The sequence below is a fragment of the Roseivivax sp. THAF197b genome, from assembly GCF_009363255.1.
GTDB lineage: Bacteria > Pseudomonadota > Alphaproteobacteria > Rhodobacterales > Rhodobacteraceae > Roseivivax.
The window spans coordinates 2,841,176-2,857,632 of the sequence record NZ_CP045318.1 but is presented as its reverse complement, the minus strand read 5'-3'; the positions used below and the strand labels follow the sequence as shown (position 1 = coordinate 2,857,632).

General features: G+C 64.4%; 20 protein-coding genes. 17 read left to right on the top strand and 3 right to left on the bottom strand.

All coding sequences use genetic code 11. The features are described 5' to 3' along the window. The first annotated feature begins 10 nt into the window (after positions 1-10). The 14 genes from rpsH to FIV09_RS13660 all read left to right on the top strand — a co-directional run bounded on the left by rpsH (position 11) and on the right by FIV09_RS13660 (position 11,004). A complete protein-coding gene (gene rpsH / locus FIV09_RS13725; RefSeq protein WP_152450668.1) occupies positions 11-403 on the top strand; it encodes a 30S ribosomal protein S8 in 393 nt (130 codons plus the stop codon). Positions 404-416: 13 nt separating this feature from the next. Next, entirely contained in the window at positions 417-950 is a 534-nt protein-coding gene (gene rplF, locus FIV09_RS13720; RefSeq protein WP_152450666.1) for a 50S ribosomal protein L6, read from the top strand. Between the two features lie 12 nt (positions 951-962). Continuing rightward, positions 963-1,322 (top strand): 50S ribosomal protein L18, encoded by a 360-nt coding sequence (rplR, locus tag FIV09_RS13715; protein WP_152450664.1) that lies wholly within the window; start codon positions 963-965, stop codon positions 1,320-1,322. Between the two features lie 195 nt (positions 1,323-1,517). Next, positions 1,518-2,096, top strand: a complete 579-nt coding sequence (rpsE, locus tag FIV09_RS13710; RefSeq protein ID WP_152450662.1) for a 30S ribosomal protein S5 — start codon at positions 1,518-1,520, stop codon at positions 2,094-2,096. Positions 2,097-2,101: 5 nt separating this feature from the next. Beyond that, on the top strand, positions 2,102-2,290 hold the full coding sequence (gene rpmD / locus FIV09_RS13705; RefSeq protein WP_152450660.1) for a 50S ribosomal protein L30: 189 nt from the start codon (positions 2,102-2,104) through the stop codon (positions 2,288-2,290). 434 nt (positions 2,291-2,724) lie between these two features. Then, a complete protein-coding gene (rplO, locus tag FIV09_RS13700; protein ID WP_152450658.1) occupies positions 2,725-3,192 on the top strand; it encodes a 50S ribosomal protein L15 in 468 nt (155 codons plus the stop codon). Between the two features lie 106 nt (positions 3,193-3,298). After that, complete coding sequence (secY, locus tag FIV09_RS13695) at positions 3,299-4,660, top strand: preprotein translocase subunit SecY (RefSeq protein WP_152450656.1); 1,362 nt, start codon at positions 3,299-3,301, stop codon at positions 4,658-4,660. Next, a complete protein-coding gene (locus tag FIV09_RS13690; protein ID WP_152450654.1) occupies positions 4,657-5,304 on the top strand; it encodes an adenylate kinase in 648 nt (215 codons plus the stop codon). Before secY ends, FIV09_RS13690 begins: the two co-directional genes overlap by 4 nt. Before the next feature lie 265 nt (positions 5,305-5,569). Continuing rightward, positions 5,570-5,938: a 30S ribosomal protein S13 gene (gene rpsM, locus FIV09_RS13685; protein WP_152450652.1), complete on the top strand. Its 369-nt coding sequence runs from the start codon at positions 5,570-5,572 to the stop codon at positions 5,936-5,938. A 15-nt stretch (positions 5,939-5,953) separates the two neighbouring features. Then, positions 5,954-6,346: a 30S ribosomal protein S11 gene (gene rpsK / locus FIV09_RS13680; RefSeq protein ID WP_066104130.1), complete on the top strand. Its 393-nt coding sequence runs from the start codon at positions 5,954-5,956 to the stop codon at positions 6,344-6,346. Between the two features lie 118 nt (positions 6,347-6,464). After that, a complete protein-coding gene (locus tag FIV09_RS13675) occupies positions 6,465-7,481 on the top strand; it encodes a DNA-directed RNA polymerase subunit alpha (RefSeq protein ID WP_152450650.1) in 1,017 nt (338 codons plus the stop codon). A 158-nt stretch (positions 7,482-7,639) separates the two neighbouring features. Beyond that, positions 7,640-8,065 carry a 50S ribosomal protein L17 gene (gene rplQ, locus FIV09_RS13670; protein WP_152450648.1) on the top strand — a complete coding sequence of 142 codons (426 nt, stop codon included), beginning with the start codon at positions 7,640-7,642 and terminating at the stop codon, positions 8,063-8,065. A 216-nt stretch (positions 8,066-8,281) separates the two neighbouring features. After that, positions 8,282-9,679: a trypsin-like peptidase domain-containing protein gene (locus FIV09_RS13665; RefSeq protein ID WP_152450646.1), complete on the top strand. Its 1,398-nt coding sequence runs from the start codon at positions 8,282-8,284 to the stop codon at positions 9,677-9,679. Further along, the gene (locus FIV09_RS13660; protein WP_152450644.1) at positions 9,679-11,004 is read left to right on the top strand and encodes a replication-associated recombination protein A; all 1,326 of its coding nucleotides are present in this window, start codon (positions 9,679-9,681) and stop codon (positions 11,002-11,004) included. The genes FIV09_RS13665 and FIV09_RS13660 overlap by 1 nt, the downstream gene beginning before the upstream one ends. Positions 11,005-11,191: 187 nt before the next feature. On the opposite strand, the gene FIV09_RS13655 is transcribed toward FIV09_RS13660, so the two are convergent. Then, a complete protein-coding gene (locus FIV09_RS13655; protein ID WP_152450642.1) occupies positions 11,192-12,148 on the bottom strand; it encodes an L-malyl-CoA/beta-methylmalyl-CoA lyase in 957 nt (318 codons plus the stop codon). Positions 12,149-12,389: 241 nt separating this feature from the next. Here FIV09_RS13655 and dgcN point away from each other — a divergent pair, with 241 nt between their 5' ends. From dgcN to FIV09_RS13640, 3 genes are all read left to right on the top strand, one after another. Beyond that, on the top strand, positions 12,390-13,391 hold the full coding sequence (dgcN, locus tag FIV09_RS13650) for an N-acetyltransferase DgcN (protein ID WP_152450640.1): 1,002 nt from the start codon (positions 12,390-12,392) through the stop codon (positions 13,389-13,391). 51 nt (positions 13,392-13,442) lie between these two features. Then, on the top strand, positions 13,443-14,408 hold the full coding sequence (gene dgcA, locus FIV09_RS13645; protein WP_152450638.1) for an N-acetyl-D-Glu racemase DgcA: 966 nt from the start codon (positions 13,443-13,445) through the stop codon (positions 14,406-14,408). Positions 14,409-14,505: 97 nt separating this feature from the next. Beyond that, entirely contained in the window at positions 14,506-15,369 is an 864-nt protein-coding gene (locus tag FIV09_RS13640) for a D-amino-acid transaminase (RefSeq protein ID WP_172975732.1), read from the top strand. A 51-nt stretch (positions 15,370-15,420) separates the two neighbouring features. Here the strand turns inward: FIV09_RS13640 and FIV09_RS13635 are convergent, their stop codons facing one another. Then, positions 15,421-15,825, bottom strand: coding sequence for a hypothetical protein (locus FIV09_RS13635; RefSeq protein WP_152450636.1), 405 nt, complete (start codon positions 15,823-15,825; stop codon positions 15,421-15,423). Further along, positions 15,822-16,454: a DUF5671 domain-containing protein gene (locus tag FIV09_RS13630; protein ID WP_152450634.1), complete on the bottom strand. Its 633-nt coding sequence runs from the start codon at positions 16,452-16,454 to the stop codon at positions 15,822-15,824. The genes FIV09_RS13635 and FIV09_RS13630 overlap by 4 nt, the downstream gene beginning before the upstream one ends. Positions 16,455-16,457: the final 3 nt, after the last annotated feature.

Sequence of the window (16,457 nt, the reverse complement as noted above, 5' to 3'; positions counted from 1 at the left end):
AGGGCATGAGATGAACGATCCTATCGGCGATATGCTGACCCGCATCCGCAATGCGCAGATGCGTGGCAAGTCCACCGTCTCGACGCCTGCCTCCAAGCTGCGCGCCTGGGTCCTCGATGTCCTTTCGGACGAGGGCTATATCCGCGGCTACGAGACCGGCACCGATGCCAATGGCCACGGTACGCTCGAGATCAGCCTCAAGTACTACGAAGGCACGCCCGTCATCCGCGAATTGCAGCGGGTCTCGAAGCCGGGCCGTCGCGTGTACATGGGCGTCTCGGACATCCCGCAGGTCCGTCAGGGCCTCGGCGTTTCCATCGTCTCCACCCCCAAGGGTGTGATGTCGGATGCAAATGCACGCGCAGCCAATGTCGGCGGCGAAGTGCTTTGCACCGTATTCTAAGGAGGACCTGAGCATGTCTCGTATTGGTAAGGCACCGGTCGAACTGCCCTCGGGGGTCTCCGCGTCCCTGTCGGGTCAGACGATCGAAGTGAAGGGCCCCAAGGGCACGCAGAGCTTCACCGCGACGGATGACGTCACCATCACCATCGGCGACGATGCCGTGACGGTGACGCCGCGCGGCAAGTCCAAGCGTGCGCGTCAGCAGTGGGGGATGACCCGCACCATCGTGGCGAACCTCGTCCACGGTGTGCAGAACACCTTCAAGAAAGAGCTGGAAATCCAGGGCGTGGGTTACCGCGCGCAGGTTCAGGGCAATGTCCTGAAGCTGAACCTGGGCCTGTCTCACGACGTCAACTTCCCCATTCCGGACGGTGTGACCGTCACTGCGGCCAAACCCACGGAGATCACGGTCGAAGGCCACGATCTCCAGCAGGTCGGCCAGGTGGCAGCCAACATTCGCGACTGGCGGCGTCCCGAGCCCTACAAGGGCAAGGGCATCCGCTATAAGGGCGAATACATCTTCCAGAAGGAAGGCAAGAAGAAGTAAGGAACGCAGGAAATGGCAAACAGCAAAAGAGATCTGTTCCAGAAGCGCCGCCTGCGCGTCCGGAGCAAACTTCGCAAGTCGAATGCCGGGCGTGCGCGCCTCTCGGTGCATCGCTCGAACAAGAACATCAGCGTTCAGCTGATCGACGATGTGCAGGGCGTGACCCTGGCCTCGGCCTCCAGCCTCGAGAAGGATCTGGGCGTCGTCGGCAAGAACAACGTCGAGGCGGCCGCCAAGATCGGCACTGCCATTGCAGAGCGCGCCAAGAAGGCGGGCGTCGAGCAGGCCTATTTCGACCGCGGTGGTTTCCTCTACCACGGTCGCGTCAAGGCGCTGGCTGACGCAGCACGCGAAGCAGGTCTGAAGATCTGATCGGGGGGGTGGGTTTTCACCCACCCCACGATCGTCGCGCCTGTGTGTAGGGTGGGTGAAAACCCACCATCCACCGGGACACAATGATAGGCGAGGGGCGGCATCGCCCCTCCGATGATCCGGGCACCGGGCCGCGTTCCGGGCACTTGGATTGGATAGATTGGCGCCCATGCGCCGCAGGAAAGGATTTGCCACATGGCAGAACGTGACAACCGCCGGGGCAACCGTCGCGACCGCGACGAGACACCGGAATTCGCAGATCGCCTGGTTGCGATCAACCGCGTCTCCAAGACCGTGAAGGGCGGCAAGCGCTTCGGCTTTGCGGCACTCGTGGTCGTGGGCGACCAGAAGGGCCGCGTGGGCTTCGGCAAGGGTAAGGCCAAGGAGGTCCCCGAGGCCATCCGCAAGGCCACCGAGCAGGCCAAGCGCAACATGATGCGCGTGCCGCTGCGCGAAGGCCGCACCCTGCACCACGACATCGAGGGCCGTCACGGCGCCGGTAAAGTCGTGATGCGGACCGCACCGCAGGGTACCGGCATCATCGCCGGTGGTCCGATGCGTGCCGTCTTCGAAATGCTGGGTGTTCAGGACGTCGTCGCCAAGTCGAACGGCTCGCAGAACCCCTACAACATGATCCGTGCCACGCTCGAAGGTCTGACCCGGCTGTCCAGCCCCCGTCAGGTCGCACAGCGTCGCGGCAAGAAAGTGGCTGACATCCTGCCCAAGCGCGACGAAGCGCCGGCCGAGTCCAGCCAAGTGGCTGAGGAGGCCTGATCCCCATGGCAAAGACCATCGTCGTGAAGCAGATCGGCAGCCCGATCCGTCGCCCCGAGAAGCAGCGCCAGACGCTGATCGGCCTCGGGCTCAACAAGATGCACAAGACCCGCGAGCTGGAGGATACCCCCTCGGTCCGCGGCATGATCCGCAAGATCCCGCATCTCGTCGAGATCGTCGAAGAGCGCGGCTGATCCCGCCCTCGAACACATTCGAAACGCCCGCCCTCATCGGCGGGCGTTCTGCGTTTCGGCGGGCTGTCCGACGAGAAGGCGTTGGTTCGCGGCCCCGCGTCCAAACATGCAACACGCTGTCCGACAGGGCAGGGCTGGGCAGGGCAGGGCGCACGCGCGCGCACAGCAATTCCGGGTCGTCGGTAAAAAACATACCCGGAGCGTCATGGTCCGCCCGCGGTAACGTGCTCTCTATCACCTCGCCTATCAGGACTCACTCTGGCAAATGGGCGGCCCGCCGAACACATGGGGCAGTGTGACCCGACGGGGCCTTGATCCGCCGACTGCAACCTCCTATACGCCGCGGGTGGCCTCAGGCCGCAGAATCAAAATCAACCATGCCGCGTTCGGTCCATTTCGCTTCGGGGACCGTATCCGGCTTAAGGAGAAGCGAAATGAAACTGCATGAATTGCGCGATAACGAAGGCGCCACGAAACGCAAGAAGCGCGTGGGCCGTGGCCCGGGTTCCGGCCTCGGCAAGATGGGTGGCCGCGGTATCAAGGGTCAGAAGTCCCGCTCGGGTGTGGCCATCAATGGCTACGAGGGTGGCCAGATGCCGCTCTACCAGCGTCTTCCCAAGCGCGGCTTCAACAAGCCGAACCGCAAGTCCTTTGCTGTCGTGAACCTCGGCATGATCGAGAAGTTCATCGAGGCAGGCAAGCTCGACGCCTCCGCCACGATCGACGAGGACACGCTGGTCGCATCGGGCCTCGTGCGCCGCAAGCTTGACGGCATCCGTGTTCTCGCGAAGGGCGACATCTCCTCGAAGGTAACGCTGGACGTGACCGGTGCGTCGAAGTCCGCGGTCGCTGCGGTCGAAAAGGCCGGCGGCGCGCTCAAGACGGCTCAGGCGGCCGAATAAGGTTGTAGGCGGCCCGCGCGCCAACTACATCTTCCCAGAGTTTTCGACGCCGCCTCCAGCCGGACATGGCTCGGGGCGGCGTTCGTCTGAAAAGAGAGACCGCTTCATGGCATCTGCTGTCGAACAAATGGCTGCGAATACGAGCTGGTCCGCGCTCGCATCCGCCACCGATCTTCGCAAACGCATCTTCTACGCGCTGATGCTGCTCTGCATCTTTCGGCTCGGGACCTTCATCCCGGTTCCGGGGATCGACGGGCAGGCGCTGCGCGAATTCATGGAGGGCGCGCAATCCGGCATCGGCGGCATCCTGACCATGTTCACCGGTGGTGCGCTCGGACGGATGGGGATCTTCGCCCTCGGCATCATGCCCTATATCTCGGCCTCGATCATCGTGCAGCTTCTGGCCTCGATGGTGCCCGCGCTTGAGCAGATCAAGAAAGAGGGCGAGCAGGGCCGCAAGAAGATCAATCAATATACCCGCTACGGCACGGTCGTTCTGGCCACGTTCCAGGCTTACGGCCTGGCCGTGTCGCTCGAGGCGGGCGATCTGGTGACCAATCCGGGCCTTTATTTCCAGGCCTCCACGGTCATCACGCTGGTGGGCGGCACCATGTTCCTGATGTGGCTCGGTGAGCAGATCACCGCGCGCGGCATCGGCAACGGCATCTCGCTCATCATCTTCGTGGGCATCATCGCCGAGGTTCCGGCAGCGCTTGCGCAGTTCTTTGCCTCGGGCCGTTCGGGTGCGATCAGCCCCGCCGTCATCATCGGCGTGATCGTCATGGTCATCGCGGTCATCACCTTCGTGGTGTTCATGGAGCGCGCGCTCCGCAAGATCACGATCCAGTATCCGCGCCGCCAGGTCGGCATGAAGATGACCGAAGCGCAGAACAGCCACCTGCCGGTGAAGGTGAACCCCGCGGGCGTGATCCCGGCGATCTTCGCCTCCTCGCTGCTGCTGCTGCCGGTCACGATCTCGACCTTCTCGGGCAGCGAGACCGGGCCGATCATGTCGACGATCCTGGCCTATTTCGGACCGGGTCAGCCGCTCTACCTGCTGTTCTTCGCAGCGATGATCGTCTTCTTCGCGTATTTCTACACGTTCAACGTGTCGTTCAAACCCGATGACGTGGCCGACAACCTGAAGAACCAGAACGGCTTCGTGCCGGGCATCCGTCCGGGCAAGCGGACCGCGGAATACCTCGAATACGTGGTGAACCGGGTGCTGGTGCTGGGTGCGGCTTACCTCACATTCGTCTGCCTCCTGCCGGAGATCATCCGCAGCCAGTTCGCGATCCCGTTCTATTTCGGCGGCACGTCCGTGCTGATCGTCGTGAGCGTCACGATGGACACGATCCAGCAAGTGCAAAGCCACCTGCTTGCCCATCAATACGAAGGTCTCATCCAGAAATCGCAGCTGCGTGGTAAGGGTAAGGGCCGCAAGAACAGGGGGCCGCAGCGCCGATGAACATCATTCTTCTAGGACCGCCGGGCGCCGGCAAAGGCACGCAGGCCCGTCACCTGGTCGAAGCGCGGGGCATGACCCAGCTGTCGACCGGCGACATGCTGCGCGAAGCCAAGGACTCGGGCACCGAGATGGGCAAGATCGTCGCCGACGTCATGGCCAAGGGCCAGCTCGTCACCGACGAGATCGTGATCGGCCTGATCCGCGAAAAGCTCGAAGGCGAGAAGACCGAAGGCTTCATCTTCGACGGCTTCCCGCGCACGCTGGCCCAGGCCGACGCGCTTGCGGATCTGCTGAAGGAGCAGGGCGAAAGCCTCGATGCGGTGATCGAGATGCGCGTCGATGACAGCGCGCTCGTCCAGCGGATCACGGCACGCTCGACCTGCGGGAATTGCGGTGAGGTCTACAACGACGTCACGAAGCCGATCCCCGAGGACGGCGTCTGCACGAGCTGCGGTCAGAAGGCGGAGTTCAAGCGCCGCGCCGACGACAACGAGGACAGCCTCAAGCAGCGGCTTCTGGAATACTACAAGAAGACCTCGCCGCTGATCGGGTATTACTACGCGAAAGAGCAGCTTTCGGTTGTCGATGGTCTGGGCGAAATCGATGAGGTCCGGGCCGCAATCGCAGGTGTTCTCGACGCCTGATCGCGGGCAAGTGTCCGCGCTACGAGAAGGGGCCGGACGGGCCCCTTTTTGCTGCCTGCAGAAAGCCGGGCGCTCTGCCCTTGACCCACTGATCAATTCGCACTAACCACCGGCATCTCTGCTGAAGAGATTCGTTTCTGCACGCCCATTTTTCGGTCGTGCGACCACCTGATCGACCTTTGGCCCGCCTGCCGCGGCATACCGGGCCCGAAGTTGTGAAAAAAGGTTCTGGTGCTACGGAACCGCAACGAAAAGGAATATGGACTTGGCACGTATTGCCGGCGTCAACATCCCGACCAACAAGCGAGTGCCGATCGCACTCACCTACATCCACGGTATCGGCGACACTTCCGCAAAGGAAATCTGCGCCGCTGTCAACATCGACGAGACCCGTCGCGTCAACGAGCTGAGCGATGCCGAAGTCGTCGCCATGCGCGAGCATATCGACGCGAACTACACCGTCGAAGGCGACCTGCGCCGTGAGCGTCAGATCAACGTAAAGCGCCTGATGGACCTCGGCTGCTACCGTGGCCTGCGTCATCGTCGCAACCTCCCCGTTCGCGGTCAGCGGACCCACACCAATGCGCGCACGCGCAAAGGTCCGGCGAAAGCCATCGCCGGCAAAAAGAAGTAAGGGAGGGCACGAGCAATGGCACGAGATACCCGTCGCGGAGGCAAGAAGAAGGTCTCCAAGAACATCGCAGCTGGCGTCGCGCATGTGAATTCCAGCTTCAACAACACCAAGATCCTGATCTCGGATGTGCAGGGCAACGCGATCTCCTGGTCGTCTGCCGGCACGATGGGCTTCAAGGGTTCGCGCAAGTCGACGCCTTACGCCGCTCAGCTCGCCGCTGAGGATGCAGGCCGCAAGGCGCAGGAGCACGGCGTCAAGACCCTTGAGGTCGAGGTGCAGGGCCCCGGTTCCGGCCGCGAAAGCGCGCTGCGTGCTCTGGCTGCCGCAGGCTTCAACATCACGTCGATCCGTGACGTGACGCCCATCGCGCATAACGGATGCCGCCCGCCCAAGCGTCGCCGCGTCTGAGACTTGACTATTACGCCCGGGGTCGTGTCACGCGCACGGCCCCGGTCCGCCGTTTTACTTCACCTCGGGCGTCTTGGACCTTTCGGACATGGGGCCAGGACAGGAATGGAGGTCATACATGATCCATAAGAATTGGGCCGAGCTCATCAAGCCGACGCAGCTTGACGTCAAGCCGGGCAACGATCCGGCCAAGACGGCCACGCTCGTCGCCGAACCGCTGGAGCGGGGCTTCGGCCTCACGCTCGGCAACGCGCTTCGCCGTGTGCTGCTGTCCTCGCTTCAGGGCGCGGCTATCACCAGCGTCCAGATCGACAACGTCCTGCACGAGTTCTCCTCGGTTGCGGGCGTGCGCGAAGACGTCACAGATATCGTGCTGAACCTCAAGGCCGTCTCCCTGAAAATGGAAGTCGAGGGGCCGAAGCGCGTCTCGATCTCCAAGAAGGGCCCGGGCGTTGTCACCGCAGGCGACATCTCCGAGACCAACGGCATCGAGGTTCTGAACCGCGATCACGTGATCTGCCACCTCGACGACGGTGCAGATCTCTACATGGAGCTGACGGTCAATACCGGCAAGGGCTATGTTTCGGCAGACAAGAACAAGCCCGAAGATGCGCCCATCGGCCTCATCCCGATCGACGCGATCTACTCGCCCGTGAAGCGCGCCTCCTATGACGTGCAGCCCACGCGCGAAGGCCAGGTTCTGGACTACGACAAGCTGACGATGAAGATCGACACTGACGGCTCCGTCACGCCCGAGGACGCCATCGCTTATGCGGCGCGCATCCTGCAGGACCAGCTGTCCGTCTTCGTCAACTTCGACGAGCCGGAAAGCGCCCAGCGTCAGGACGACGACGATGGTCTCGAGTTCAATCCGCTTCTGCTGAAGAAGGTCGACGAGCTGGAACTGTCGGTCCGTTCGGCCAACTGCCTGAAGAATGACAACATCGTCTATATCGGCGATCTCATCCAGAAGACCGAAGCAGAGATGCTGCGCACGCCGAACTTCGGCCGCAAGTCGCTGAACGAGATCAAGGAAGTGCTCTCGGGCATGGGTCTGCACCTTGGCATGGATGTCGAGGATTGGCCGCCGGAGAACATCGAGGACCTCTCGAAGAAGATGGAAGACCAGTTCTGAGAACGGTCGCCGCGCGCATGATGCGCGCCTGCGAATTTGCCCGGGCGGCCCACCCGGCCGGGCAAAACGACCGGGCATAAGCCCCAAGGTGAGGGCCTGACACGCATCGGGTCCCGGACAAAGCAAAACCGCCCGTAGAGGGCAAAAGGAGAAAGACCATGCGTCACGCAAAAGGCTACCGCCGCCTGAACCGCACCCATGAGCACCGCAAGGCGCTCTTTGCGAACATGGCCGGCTCGCTCATCGAACATGAGCAGATCAAGACGACCCTGCCCAAGGCCAAGGAACTGCGCCCGGTGATCGAGAAGCTCGTCACCCTCGGCAAGCGCGGCGATCTGCACGCCCGCCGTCAGGCCGCATCGCAGCTCAAGCAGGACATCCACGTCGCCAAGCTGTTCGAAATCCTCGGCCCGCGCTACGCCGAGCGTCAGGGCGGCTATGTTCGCATCCTGAAGGCCGGTTTCCGCTACGGCGACATGGCGCCCATGGCGATCATCGAATTCGTGGACCGCGATCCCGAGGCGAAAGGTGCCGCCGACAAGGCGCGCGTCGCAGCTGAGGAAGCGGCGGCCGACGCGGAATAATCCGCGCGTCCAACCGAACTTAGAAAGCCCCGTCGGTTGGCCCGGCGGGGTTTTTTCTTGCCCGGCGCATTTCCTTTACTGACCGGCGAAGATCGCACGCGCGGCTCTGGCCTGTGCGACCGCCTCTCGCGATGCGATGCGCGCGACCCCCGCGCCTCGCTTGCAATCGCGCGGACGGGCGGACATATCCGGGATATTGCGAATGAAAGCCGTCTCATGCCTCTGCCCGGTCTCCATCGTCTCAGCCTGTGCCTGCTTGTCGGTCTTGTGATGGCCATGCCGGTCCGCGCCGAGGAGCGCGTGCCGCAAAGCGCCTCCGAGATCACCCTGTCCTTCGCGCCCCTGGTCCGCGAAGCGGCCCCCGCGGTCGTCAACATCTATGCAAGCCGCATCATTGAGCGCCGCTCGCCATTCGCGGACGATCCGTTCTTCGGCAACTTTTTCCGCGACTTCGCTCCCTCCCGTCCGCGCGTGCAGAACTCACTCGGATCGGGAGTGATCCTGTCGGCGGACGGGATCGTCGTGTCGAATTATCACGTGGTCGGCGAGGCGCAGGATATCCGCGTGGTGCTGAACGATCGCCGTGAATTTCGTGCGCGCGTCCTGCTCGGAGACGAGGAATCGGATCTCGCCATCCTGAAGCTCGAGGAGGCCACGGACATGCCGTTCCTGCCCTTGCGCAGCGGCGATCCCGTGGAAGTGGGCGAATTGGTGCTCGCCATCGGCAACCCGTTCGGTGTCGGGCAGACGGTGTCGTCTGGTATCGTCTCGGGGCTGGCGCGGTCGGGGACGGCCACGGGCAATGCGCGGGGCTATTTCATCCAGACCGACGCACCGATCAACCCCGGCAATTCCGGGGGCGCACTGATCGACACGCGCGGTCGCCTGATTGGGGTGAACACCTCGATCCTCAGCCGCTCCGGCGGGTCGAACGGCATCGGGTTCGCGATCCCCGCAGCGCTCGTGGCGCAATTCGTGCGCCAGGCGGAGGCGGGAGCCGATCGCTTCACGCGCCCCTGGGCCGGGCTGACGGGGCAGCCCGTGGATCAGGACCTCTCCGACAGTCTGGGGCGCAGCCGTCCGAGCGGTATCCTGATTGCGGATGTGCATCCGCTGTCGCCCTTCGCCGCAGCGGGGATCGAGGTCGGGGACGTGATCGAGGCCGCCGATGGCGCGCCGGTGAACACGCCCTCCGAGATGATCTACCACATGTCGGTGCGGGGCATCGGCGCCGAGATGCAGGTCCGTGTCATGCGCGGCGAGACCGTGCGCGATGTGCCGGTGACGCTGATCGCCGCGCCGGAAACGCCGCCACGGGACACGGTGTCGCTTGGCGAGATGAGCGTGCTGCCGGGGCTTGTCGTCTCGCGCATCAATCCCGCATTGGGCGAGGAGATGTCGCTTGATCCGCGCGCGGAGGGGATGATCGTCGTCGATCCTGGACCATGGGGGGCGCGGGCCGGGCTGCGCCGCGGCGATATCCTGCGGGCGATCAACGGGCGCGCGCCGGAGCGTCCGGCGGATGTGGCGCCGCTTCTGCAACGGGCAGCGCCGGGCATCCAGATAGATATTTTGCGCGGCACGCGCCGCCTTGCCGTGAGGTTCCGCGCCTGATGGCTGATCTTTTCGATAGTGCCACGGATGACGGCGAGCGCGACAACCAGGGCCGGGCACCGCGCCCGCTGGCCGACCGCATTCGCCCGCGCAATCTGTCGGAGGTGATCGGGCAGGGCCAGCTCCTCGGCCCGGACGGGCCTCTTCGCGTGATGCTCGATGCGGGCGCGCTTGGCTCCATCGTGTTCTGGGGGCCGCCGGGGGTCGGCAAGACCACGATTGCGCGGCTGCTGGCCCATGAAACGGATCTGGAATTCGTGCAGATCAGCGCGATCTTTTCGGGTGTTGCAGAGCTGAAGAAGGTGTTCGAGGCCGCCAAGCTGCGCCGCAGATCCGGGCAGGGCACGCTGCTTTTCGTCGACGAGATCCACCGCTTCAACAAGGCCCAGCAGGACAGCTTCCTGCCGCATATGGAGGATGGCACGATCCTCCTTGTCGGGGCGACCACGGAGAACCCGAGCTTCGAGCTCAATGCCGCTCTTCTCAGCCGGGCGCAGGTCATGGTGCTCGAGCGGCTTTCCGAGGCCGATCTCGCGGCGCTCATCGCGCGTGCCGAGGCGGAGCTGGATGCCGCCTTGCCGCTCGATCCGGAGGCTCGTGCGGCCCTGATCGAGATGGCCGATGGCGATGGCCGCGCGCTTCTGAACCTCGTGGAGCAGATCGCGGCCTGGCGCGTTGCGGCCCCGCTTGACCGCACCGCCTTGTCGCAGCGACTGATGCGGCGCGCGGCGCAATACGACAAATCCGGCGATGGGCATTACAACCTGATCTCCGCACTGCACAAATCGGTCCGCGGCTCCGACCCCGATGCGGCGCTCTACTGGTTCGCGCGCATGCTCGAAGGTGGTGAGGATCCGCGCTACCTCGCGCGGCGGATCACCCGCATGGCCGTGGAGGATATCGGCCTTGCCGATCCCGAGGCGCAGGCGCGTTGCCTCGAAGCGTGGCAGATCTTCGAACGGCTAGGCTCACCCGAAGGCGAGTTGGCGCTGGCGCAAGCGGTCACCTATATCGCCCTCGCACCGAAATCGAACGCGGGCTACGCGGCCTATAAAGCCGCGCGGCGGGCAGCAAAGAAGACAGGCTCTGCACCGCCGCCCAAACACATCCTGAACGCGCCCACGAAGCTGATGGAAGAGCAGGGATACGGCGCGGGCTATGCCTATGATCACGATCAGGAGGATGCGTTTTCGGGGCAGAACTACTTTCCCGACGGCATGGAGCGGCCGGATTTCTACCAACCGGTGGAGCGCGGCTTCGAGCGGGAGCTGAAAAAACGCACCCAGTATTTCAATCGCCTGCGGAAAGAACGCGGCGCCAAATAACCCCCCCACAGAGCGTCCCACTCCAACGCATCAAGCGCCACACCCTGTCACGTTCGGACCCAAAATACCTCCGGGGGTCGCTATTGTTGCGCCATTGGTCCGAGCGACAATGGCGACGAGGCAGAGCCCCCAACGGATCCGATGCCAAGGGCATCGGATCCCGTCTCAAAAAGAAACCAGACCAGGCTCAGAGCCCGATCATCTCCGCCTGGCGCACGATCACCTCTGCCTGCTTGATCGAGGCGATGTCGACCAGCCGCCCCTTGTAGACGGTCGCACCTTCGCCGCGGGCCTTGGCCTCTTCCATGGCCGACAGGATCTCGCGCGCCTCGCCCACGGCCTCATCGGACGGCGTGAAGACCTCGTTTGCGAGCGCCACCTGCTTGGGGTGGATGGCCCATTTCCCGACCATGCCCAGCGTGGCGGAGCGGCGTGCCTGGGCTCGGAAACCCTCGTCATCGGAGAAATCGCCGAAGGGGCCGTCGACGGGCAGGACGCCATGGGTGCGGCAGGCGGCGACGATGGCGGCCTGCGCCCAATGCCAGGGGTCGGACCAGTAATTCACGCCCTCGTGGTGCATGTAATACCATTTCTGGGTGCCGCCGATGCCCGTGGTGGCCATGCCCATGGAGGCCGCGAAATCGGCAGCCCCGAGGCTCATGGCCTCAAGGCGCGGTGTGGCGGCGGCGATTTCCTCGACATGGGAGATGCCGGCGGCCGATTCGATGATGACCTCGAAGGCGATCCGCTTCTTGCGGGCTTTCGCAGCCTCCACGGCGGTGACGAGCGCATCCACCGCGTAAAGATCGGCGGCATTGCCCACTTTGGGGATCATGATCTGGTCGAGCCGGTCCGAGGCCTGTTCCAGAAGGTCCACCACGTCGCGATACCAGTAGGGCGTATCGAGCCCGTTGATGCGTACCGACAGGGTCTTGTCGCCCCAATCCACGTCGCCGATGGCCTGAATGATATTGGCGCGCGCGCTGTCCTTGTCATCGGGCGAGACCGAATCCTCGAGGTCGAGATTGATGACATCGGCGGCGGAGGCGGCCATCTTCTCGAAGATCGCGGGGCGGGAGCCGGGCCCGAACAGCTGGCAGCGATTGGGGCGTGCGACGGGCGCGGGCTGGATGCGGAAGGACATGGAGAGCGAGCCTCCTTGGGCTAAGGAAATTTCAAAGTTGATCACTGGATCGGTATAAAATTGCTGCAACGCGCGCAAGGTTATTTTGCAGCTGCAGCATTCCCTGTGCCAATTGGTGAATTCTTCGTCAAATCCCCCGTGTTTCGCGACTTTCTTGCGGGGCGGGCGCATTTTCCGCCCAAGACGCGCAGGACATTCCGTCACATCCTGTTAGGTTCTGCCAAAATATCTGGAGGATGCGATGATCGAGACCCCATATCTGCTGTTTCTGGGCGACGCGCCTGACCCGCTGGCGGCCAAGGTGGCCCAGGGCATCAAGGATTGGCGACCGGAGAATTGCGTGGGCCAATTGCGTCTCGACGGGTGCAATGCCGATATGGGCCTCACCGACATGACGCTCGAAGAGGCCAAGGCGGCGGGCGCCAAGACGCTTGTGATCGGCGTGGCCAACCGGGGCGGCAAGATCTCGGCCAAGTGGAAAGAGGTGCTGCTTGCCGCCTTGGATCACGGCTTCGATATCGCCAGCGGTCTGCACAATCTGCTGCGCAAGGAGGCCGACCTTGCCGCAAAAGCCGCCGAGACCGGCCGCACTCTGCATGACGTGCGGATCCCGGAGGTGGAATATCCCATTGCGGACGGCAAAAAGCGCACCGGCAAGCGCGTGCTCGCCGTGGGCACGGATTGCTCCATCGGGAAGATGTACACGGCACTCGCGCTTGATCGCGAGATGAAGGAGCGGGGCATGAAATCCTCGTTCCGGGCCACCGGACAGACGGGCATCCTGATCACCGGCGAAGGCGTGCCGCTCGACGCGGTGATCGCGGATTTCATGGCCGGTGCCGTCGAGTGGCTGACACCCGACAACGATCCCGACCATTGGGACGTGATCGAGGGGCAGGGGAGCCTCTACCATGTCTCCTATTCCGGGGTGACCATGGCGCTGATCCATGGTGGCCAGCCCGATGCGCTGATCCTCTGCCACGAGCCGACGCGCACGCATATGCGTGGTCTGCCCGACTACAGCCTGCCCTCGCTCGAGGAACTGCGCGACCTTGCGCTGACGCTGGCCCGCGTGGCCAATCCCGACTGCGCGGTGGTGGGGATTTCGGTCAACACGAAGGCGCTCGGCGACGACGAGGCAAATGCGTATCTCACGGATCTCGAGGCGAAGTTGGGATTGCCGGCCGTCGATCCCTATCGTCACGGGGCGGGCAAGCTCGTCGATGCACTGGCGGCCCACTGAGGGGCGGCAGCTTTTCAAGCCCGGGCGGGCTTTCATCGCGGGAGAGACGACATGACCATCACCGTTACGCCGGATATCTTCAAGCTGGCCGAGGCCTTCACGATCAGCCGGGGCTCGCGCACCGAGGCCAAGGTGCTGACCGTGCGCATCACGCGCGACGGCGTCACGGGCTGGGGCGAATGCGTGCCTTATGCGCGTTACGACGAGACGCTCGACAGCGTGACCGCCCAGATCGAGGGGCTGCCCGAGGGCATCGACCGGACCGCCCTGCAGGATGCGCTGCCCGCCGGTGCCGCGCGGAACGCCGTCGATTGCGCGCTTTGGGACCTTGAGGCCAAAGCGGCAGGGTGCCGCGTCTGGGAACTGGCGGGTCTGCCCGCACCCAAGCCCGAGGTCACGGCCTTCACCCTGTCGCTCGACACTCCTGAAAAGATGGAGGCCGCGGCCCGCAAACACGCGCACCGCCCGCTTCTGAAGATCAAGCTCGGCACGCCCGAGGACATGCCCCGGCTCGAGGCCGTGCGGCGTGGCGCGCCCGAGGCGCGGATCATCATCGATGCCAATGAGGGCTGGTCGGCGGAGGTCTATGCCGATCTCGCGCCGCATCTCGTGAAGCTCGGCGTCAGCCTCGTGGAGCAGCCGCTGCCCGCAGGCGAGGATGACGCGCTTCTGGGCATCGACCGGCCTGTGCCGCTTTGCGCGGACGAAAGCTGTCACGATCGCGCCTCGCTGCCGGCACTCAAGGGCAAGTATGACGTGGCCAATATCAAGCTCGACAAGACCGGCGGGCTGACCGAGGCGCTGGCCCTGCGCGATCAGGCGCTGGCCGAAGGCTATGATGTCATGACGGGCTGCATGGTCGGCTCGTCGCTGGCCATGGCCCCGGCCACGCTGGTGGCGCAGGGCGCGCTTGTCACCGATCTCGACGGGCCGCTTCTGCTGGCCGAGGACCGGGAGGTGCCGCTTCTGTTCGACGCGGCGGGCGTGCACCCGCCCGAGCGCGGGCTTTGGGGCTAGGGGGCAGCGCACCCGCCATTCCGCATGACAGATCGTCCTATTGACGGCATGCGCGAAGCCGTGGAAACCATCGCGCGGATTTACAAGGAGCTCGATCATGACCCGCACCGTCTACGTCAACGGAGAGTACCTGCCCGAGCACGAGGCGAAGATCTCGATCTTCGACCGCGCCTTCCTGATGGCCGATGGCGTCTACGAAGTGACGAGCGTTCTCGACGGCAAGCTCATTGATTTCGAAGGCCATGCGAAGCGGCTGGAGCGGTCGCTGTCGGAGCTGGAGATGCGCAGCCCGGTCACCATGGACGCGCTTCTGGATATCCACCGCCAGCTTGTGACCCGGAACGAAATCCATGAGGGGCTGGTCTATTTGCAGATCACCCGCGGCGCGCCCGGGGATCGCGATTTCGTCTTTCCCGACCCCGAGACGACCGAGCCCACGATCGTGCTGTTCACCCAGAACAAGCCGGGACTGGCGGACAGCCCCGCCGCCAAGAAGGGCATGCGGGTCATCTCCATCGAGGATCAGCGCTGGGGCCGCCGCGACATCAAGACCGTGCAGCTTCTCTACCCGTCGATGGGCAAGATGATGGCCAAGAAGGCCGGTGCGGATGACGCCTGGATGGTCGAGGATGGCTTTGTGACCGAGGGCACCTCGAACAACGCCTATATTATCAAGGGCAACACCATCGTCACGCGCGCGCTGTCGAACGACATCCTGCATGGCATCACCCGCGCGGCCGTCCTGCGCTTTGCCGCCGAAGCGCAGATGAAGGTCGAGGAGCGGAACTACTCCATCGACGAGGCGAAGGAGGCCGACGAGGCGTTCATCACCTCCGCCTCGGCCTTCGTGATGCCGGTCGTGGAAATCGACGGCGTCAAGCTGGGTGACGGCACACCCGGTGCCCGCGCAGCCCGGTTGCGCGAGATCTACCTGGAAGAAAGCCGCAAGGCCGCGATCTGACCGGCGGCTCTTCCACCCGCTGCCAAGGCGAGGCACCGTGCCTCGCCTTTTTCATTGCGCGGGATCGAGGCTGATCTGCTGATAGAGACACCCGGTTTCGGGATCGAAACTGCCCGCACGGCGCGACAGGCGGGCGGCATCCTCGAAATCGGCGCAGAGGCGGTATTCCTCGCGATCCACCACCTCGTAGCGGTAGGGCGCGCCGGTATAGGGGTCTTCGCGGCGCGCGTCGTAATAGCAGGACGTGCTGGCGCTCAGATCCTCGGGCAGGACATTGCCTTCGGTCGTGGCCTTGCAGGTGACGACGGAGGTCAGGGCCAGCAGATCGTCGAAGCGGGCGGCGTCCCGCGCCTCCATCCGCCCGGCCTGCGGGCCGCCCACCTGCACCAGCGCCAGCGCGACAAGCCCGATGCCGAGGACGCTCACGCCCCAGACGGCGATGCGGTCGGGTCTCATGGCGCGGCCTCCTCGGACATGACGCCCCGGATGTACAGAAACACGAGCCCGGCGGCGACCGCGACCAACGCGGCCTTGGCGATGAAGCGCATCGTCAGATCGCCCGACAGAAACGCGTAGAGCACCGCGACCGCATCGCAGATCAGCGTGGCCGCGGCGAGAAACAGCAGCACATGGCCGAGCCAGGCGCGCGTGGCCGAGCGACCGCCCGCGGGATCGTTGCTGCGGTTCTGAACCATGCGTCGGTCGAGCAGGAGAAAGAGCGGCAGGAAGATCAGCAGGTTCGCAATGGACCAGCGCATCACGCCGTTGAAGCCCCTATAGGGCCGGTCGCCGGGATCGGGCAACCAGGCATCAATGAGGTTGAAGCCAAGGGCGACGCTGTAGCCGATGATCGCGGCCAGCGACAGGAACATCACGGCGTAAAGGAAGGCATCGCGCGCGCCCAGGACGGCACGGGGGCGCGGCACGGGCAGGGGCCCGTCGCCCTTCGCCCATTGCGCAAGAGCTGCCCGGGTTTCGCCCTCGGACCAGCCTGCTGCGATCAATTGCCGGGATATCGCCGCGTCGCTTTGCCCGGCGTGCAGCGCCTCGCGCACGAAGTCGTCCCGCCGGTCCTCCGGCCGCATGGC